Consider the following 5,742-nt stretch of genomic DNA (forward strand, 5'->3'; position numbering starts at 1 on the left):
CCGCTGGCCACCGCACTGGCCTTCGGCGTGCTGACCGCCTTGACCTTCGCCTTGCCGGCACTGGGCCGGGCGCTCACCGTCACGCCCGCGGCGCTGTTCCGCGGCATCGACGGTGCGGCCCTGCGCACGCCAGCGCGGGCCTGGGCCTTGACGGGTCTGTGCGCGCTGGCGGTGGCCGCGCTGGTGGTGAGGGTGCTGCCGGACCCGCGCTTCGGCCTGGCCTTCGTCGGCGTGACGGTGCTGTTGCTGGTGCTGCTCGAAGGCGTGTTGCGCGGGCTGCGCGGCCTGTCGCGCCGGCTGCTGTCGCACCCGCGCTGGCAGCCGGGATTCGAGCTGCGACTGGCGCTGGCCGGCCTGCAGCGCCCGGGCTCGCCGCTGCGGGCGTCCCTGCTGTCGCTGGGCTCGGCGCTGACCTTGCTGGTCGCCTGCACACTGGTCGTGGCCACGCTGCTGCGCACCGTCAACGAAACCGTGCCGCAGCAGGCGCCGGCACTGGTGTTCTACGACGTGCAGACCGAACAGCTCGACACGCTGCGCAAGGTGCTGCAAGGCGCGCCCAGCCTGCAGCAGCTGCAGACCGCGCCGCTCGTGCTCGGGCGGCTGGCCGCCGTCAACGGCGAGGCCTTGCGCGACAGCAGCGACGGCCGGCGCGTGCGCGAGGCGCGCAACGACCACAAGCTCAGCGACCGCCGCGGCGACTTCGACGACGTGATCGTGACGCGCGGCGCCTGGTGGCCGGCCGACCACCGAGGAGCGCCGAGGGTGGCGATGGAAGACCGCGAAGCCGATCAGCTCGGCCTGGGCGTCGGCGACACCCTGCGCTTCGAGATCATGGGCGCGCCGGTGGAGGTGCAGCTCGCGGCCATCTACAGCCAGCGCCGCTTCCAGGCGCGGCTGTGGCTGGAGGCGATCTTCAGCGACGGCGTGCTCGACCCCTTCATCACCCGCCACGTCGGTGCCGCATCGCTGTCGTCTCAGGACGCCATCGCCGCGCAGGACCGGCTCGCCGCCGTAGCGCCCAACATCGTGAGTGTGCGCACCGAGGCGCTGCTCGACGAGACGCGTGCGCTGATGGGCCGCGCCAGCGCCGGGCTGGCGGTGATCGCCGGCGTGTGCCTGGCCGCCAGCCTGCTGGTTTTGGCCAGCGTAGTGGCGGCCAGCCGCGCGCGGCAGGTCTACGAGGCCAGCGTGATGCACACGCTGGGCGCGCGCCTGGCCAGCCTGCGCCGCACGCTGCGCTGGGAGTACGCGCTGCTCTCGCTGGTGACCGCCGGCTTCGCCGTCGTGGTGGGCAGTGCGCTGGCGTTCGCGTTATTGCGGCTGCGCCTGGAGCTCGACGCCAGCGGGCTGTACTGGACCGGCGCGGTCACGGCGTTCGGCGTCAGCGCGGTCAGCCTGGGCCTGGGCGCGCGCTACCTGCTCGGTCAGATGCGGGTGGCGCCGGCGCGGCTGCTGCGCGGCGGGGCTTGAGCGGGACTGCGCGAGGAACAGCGGGCGCCGCCGCCGGCCGGGCAGGTGTGCCAAGGCACGCTGCTCTCACGCGAGCAGTATCTCGACGACATCGAGGAGCAAGGCTTGCGCGACGCGCGGCTCGCGCCGCTTGGACAGATGGCACCGCGGGAAGTGGCGGTGTGGACCGAGGCCATTCCGGATCGCCAGCCTAGCGAGTAGCGCCCCTCGTCGGCCAACGGCTGCGCGAACGCGGGGGCCCGCGCGTCGGCGTAGGCTATGGTTTCGGCGGCGCAAAGAACCGGCGCGCCGAGGCCCGTCCGGCACCGCCTTCTTGCAGACAGGATTTCGCCATGAGCATCGTCACCACTCACCACACACTCGTCGGCGCTGCCTGCGCGGCGCTCGCCTTGTTGCTTTCCAGTGGGATGGCTCCGGCCCAGGCCGGCGGCCGCCACGGCGGTCATGGCCCCGGCTACAGCGGCCAGCATCACGCCGGCCATTGGAGCCGGGGTCATCATGGCCACCGGCACGCCGGCCGCTCGCGAGGGGGTGTGAGCATCGGCATTGGCATGGGCTCAGGCGGCTATGGCTATGGCTACGGTGCGCCGTGGGCATCCTGGGGCTACCCCGGCTACGGCATGGTGCTGCCGCCGCCCGTTGTCTACCGGGAGCGGCTCACCGAGCGGCCGCCTCAACCCCTGGCCAAGGGCCCGCCCGATCCGGTCTTCGATCCGCGCCGCGGCCAGAGCGCCGCTCGGACCGAGGCCGACCTGCATGACTGCAACCGCTGGGCGCTGGGGCAACCGGGAGCGATCGCCCGGGCCGATGCGTTCCACCGCGCCACGCTGGCGTGCATGCAAGAGCGCGACTACACGGTGCGCTGAAGTCTCACCAACCGCCCGAACCATGCTGAAAAACCTCAAGGATTTGTTCGATTCCCTGATGCCGGCCTTACCGGCGCAAGCGCCGGAAAGCGCGGAACACACGCTTCAGCTCGCCACGGCCGTGCTGCTCGTCGAAGTGATGCGGGCCGATCCGGACCTGAGCGCAGCCGAGCGGCAGGCCGTCATCGGGGCGCTGCAGGGCAAGTTCGCGCTGGCTGACGACGAGGTGGCGCGCCTGCTCGAACTCGCCGAGCAGGCTTCGCGCGACGCCACCGACTACTTCGGCTTCACCTCGAAGATCAACGCCGAGTTCAGCATGGAGCAAAAGGTGCGCATGATCGAGCACATGTGGCGCGTGGCCTATGCCGACGGCCAACTCAGTGCGCACGAGAACCACCTGATGCGCCGTGTGTCCGACCTGCTCCACATCCCGCACGGCGCCTACGTGGGCGCCAAGATGCGCGCCAAGGAAGACGCCGGAGTCGACTGATACGAAATTGCGTTCATACGCATCGAATTGAAGCCGTCGAAGAGTTGTAGCGGGCTTCGGTCCTGTTCGGAATGCCGACTGTGCAAGCTCAGCGCGCGAGCGCTGCGCCGGGTCGCTGTGTTGCGTTCATGTCCCCCGGGCCGGGCTCACGCCCAGCCCTCCTCCTTGACTTCACTCCACACAGCAACCCGCCACAGCGCTCCTGCCACCACCGTAGACGCTCGGTTCTGCAGTCGTTCAAGGCTGCGCTGCAGCACCAGCATTGATGCGTTTGAATGCGGCTTGGTATGAAGCGGTGCGCTGCCGGCCCGGATCAGGGGGGCTTGGCCGGAGGCGCTTCGCACAGCGCCCGGCCAAGGCGCAGCAGCCCCCACAGCAGCAGCAAGGGCAGCACCACGGTCTGCAGCAGGAACACGACGATCAGCCGGACGATGTCGTCGATGGCGCCCCCGGCGGCTTCTTTCAGCTCGTCGAGCCGCTTGCTCACGTCGACCTTCGACGCGGCGCTGTCCCACCAGTTCTGCAGCTTTTCGCCCAGGCCGCCCGGCGCGGGCGCCGGCTCGGGCGTGACGGGAGTGCCCGGAGCGCCCGCACTGGCGATCTCGCGGCTCGACAGCTCGATGGTGGCCTGCCCGGCCCGGTAGTCCTCGCTCAGGAACAGCCGGAACGCCGCCTCGTTGCCCAGCGCCACGAGCGGCACTGCGAAGCGCACCAGCAGCAGGCCGACGAACAGCCGCGTGAGCCACAGCGGCAAGCTGCGCTCGCGCCAGGTCGCCCATGTCCAGGCCAGCGCCACGGCGCTCAGCAGCAGCGAAACGGCCCAGAACGCGCCCATCTTGATCAGCGCCAGCTGCACGCCGAAGGACACGCTCGCGCCCAGCATCAACAGGGCGAACTGTTCGACCAGGTCGTTGATCGGGTCGAGCGCCTGGCCCGGCGCCAGGCTCACGCCCACGCCCGCCGGATGCACCGCCACTTCGGTGCCCTGCGCCACGGAGATGGCCGCGTTCAGCGCGCGCGCCGCCGCAAAGCTCGCCACCGCGCGCGCCAAGCCGGACTCGACCTGCCGGGTGGCCGAGGCATCGAGCGGCGCCAGCCAGGCGCCGGCCAGTACCACGGCCAGAAGGGGCAGCAGCCACAGGCGACGCATCGGTGGCTAACGCCGCTTGATGACCTTTGCGGGCACGTCGGGGCCGGCCTGTCCCGGCGGCGCCGAAAACAGCTTGGCGGCGCGGCCCTTGAGTTCCAGCAGTTCGCTGGGCGTGAGCGAGTAGGTGCCATTCAGCACGTCGACCTCGACGCGGAACTCCACCTCGCGCTCGCCGCTGGACAGCATGCCGGAGGTGAACTCGTAGCTTTCGTGTTCGGCCGGCAGGCCGAGCGCGTCCTTGTCGTAGTTGTCGTACTCCACGCCGCGGATCTCGCCGCTGGCCAGATCGAGCATGGCGGTCGAGCGGATGACGCTTTCGCTCAGCTCATCGAACAGGACGATCGGCAACTTCAGATCCACGTCGGCTCCCGGGATGATCAAGCGCCACCCGTGGCGGCAATTCTAGGAGGGGCACGGGCCGCGGCAGTTCGGGCGCCGGGCCGGCTTGCGCTCAGCTCGCCGGCTGTGCCGGCGGCTGGGTCGGCATGTCTCCGTCCGGCGCCATTTCAGGCGGGATCGGGTCGTCGGGCGGCATGCCGGGCAATTCGCGCGCGGGGGTCGGTGCGGTCGGTGTCTGCTCTGGCGTGGGCAGCGGCACGGTGTGCTGGTTCATGGGCGTTCTCTTTCTGCGGGGCGAGGCACGCAGGAACGCAGCAGGTCTTGTGCCCGAGACCGCCGCTCAGGCCGCCTTGCCGTGCAGGGCCGGGGCTGCCGGTGAGCCGCCCTTCTTGGCGCGCGCCTCCAGCGTCAGGTACAGCGCCGTCGCCGCGAGCATCGGTGCCAGGTAGTAGATCGCGCGGTAGGCGATCAGGGCGGCCAGCAGTTCGCCTTGCGGCACGCGGTGGCCGAGCAGCGCGATGAACACCGCCTCCAGCACACCCAGGCCGGCCGGGATGTGCGCCACCACGCCGGCCACGGCGGCGATGAGCAGCACGCCCAGTACCAGCGGGTAGGGCAACTTGAACTGCAGCAGAACGTAGATCACGCCGGCGATGACCGCCCAGTTGGCCATCGACAGCGCCAGCTGCAACAGCGCCATGCGCAGCGAGGGCACCACCAGCCGGTGGCCGCGCACGCTGTACTCGTGACCGGCCCGCGCTGCGCACAGCGCCAGGTAGCCCGCGGCCGCGGCCAGCAGCGCGAAGCCGAGCACCTGCAGGGCCGTCGCGCCGAACTTCCAGTCGTCCGGCGGGGTGATCACGCGCAGCGCGAAGACGCCGCCCGCCAGCACCAGGTAGCCCAGCCAGTTGGTGACCAGGCTCAGGCCGAGCACGCGGCTGGTAGTGTCGGTGTCCAGACCGAGCCGCGAATAGAGCCGGTAGCGGAAGGCGATGCCGCCGACCAGCGAGCCGAGGTTGAGGTTGAAGGCATAGCTGACGAAGGTGACCGGCACCACCTGCCGCACGGCCAGGCCATGGCCGGTCCAGTGCCGGCCGAGCAGGTCGAAGGTGCCGTAGATCGCGTGGCTCGCGGCGGCGACCGCGGCGGCCAGCCACAGCGTGCCGTTCGGATAGTCGAGCAGCACGGCGCCGACCTCGCGCCAGTCGACGTTGCGGGCGTTCCGGTAGATCAGCCAGGCGACCGCGGCGAAGAAGAGCACGGTGAGCACGCGCTTGGCGAGCGGCCACCAGCGGTGGCGGGCGGGCGGGGGGCCTGCGCCGTCGGCGGCCCCTCCCGCCGTCCGGTTCTTTCCGGCCGTCGCTGTCGCTGTGGCCGGCCCGGTCTGCTGGCGCGCCGTGCTCAGTCGGCCCGGTGCACGCGTGCCC

General features: G+C 71.1%; 7 protein-coding genes. 3 read left to right on the forward strand and 4 right to left on the reverse strand.

Going from position 1 to position 5,742, the window contains the following annotated elements:
* From H0W40_RS18715 to H0W40_RS18725, 3 genes are all read left to right on the forward strand, one after another.
* On the forward strand, nt 1-1,470 hold a 1,470-nt coding region (locus H0W40_RS18715; protein ID WP_292449271.1), incomplete at its 5' end, for a hypothetical protein.
* A 332-nt stretch (nt 1,471-1,802) separates the two neighbouring features.
* Nucleotides 1,803-2,336: a hypothetical protein gene (locus H0W40_RS18720; protein ID WP_292449272.1), complete on the forward strand. Its 534-nt coding sequence runs from the start codon at nt 1,803-1,805 to the stop codon at nt 2,334-2,336.
* A gap of 22 nt (nt 2,337-2,358) precedes the next feature.
* On the forward strand, nt 2,359-2,826 hold the full coding sequence (locus H0W40_RS18725; protein ID WP_292449273.1) for a TerB family tellurite resistance protein: 468 nt from the start codon (nt 2,359-2,361) through the stop codon (nt 2,824-2,826).
* 313 nt (nt 2,827-3,139) lie between these two features.
* Here H0W40_RS18725 and H0W40_RS18730 read toward each other — a convergent pair whose 3' ends face one another.
* The 4 genes from H0W40_RS18730 to H0W40_RS18745 form a co-directional block, all read right to left on the reverse strand.
* The gene (locus H0W40_RS18730) at nt 3,140-3,976 is read right to left on the reverse strand and encodes a hypothetical protein (protein ID WP_292449275.1); all 837 of its coding nucleotides are present in this window, start codon (nt 3,974-3,976) and stop codon (nt 3,140-3,142) included.
* A gap of 6 nt (nt 3,977-3,982) precedes the next feature.
* Complete coding sequence (locus tag H0W40_RS18735) at nt 3,983-4,336, reverse strand: hypothetical protein (RefSeq protein WP_292449277.1); 354 nt, start codon at nt 4,334-4,336, stop codon at nt 3,983-3,985.
* Between the two features lie 91 nt (nt 4,337-4,427).
* Entirely contained in the window at nt 4,428-4,589 is a 162-nt protein-coding gene (locus tag H0W40_RS18740) for a hypothetical protein (RefSeq protein WP_292449278.1), read from the reverse strand.
* A gap of 66 nt (nt 4,590-4,655) precedes the next feature.
* The gene (locus H0W40_RS18745; RefSeq protein WP_292449280.1) at nt 4,656-5,585 is read right to left on the reverse strand and encodes a lysylphosphatidylglycerol synthase domain-containing protein; all 930 of its coding nucleotides are present in this window, start codon (nt 5,583-5,585) and stop codon (nt 4,656-4,658) included.
* Between the last annotated feature and the right edge of the window lie 157 nt (nt 5,586-5,742).

The organism is Methylibium sp. (genome assembly GCF_013817345.1).
In the GTDB taxonomy this organism is placed as follows: Bacteria; Pseudomonadota; Gammaproteobacteria; order Burkholderiales; family Burkholderiaceae_C; genus Methylibium.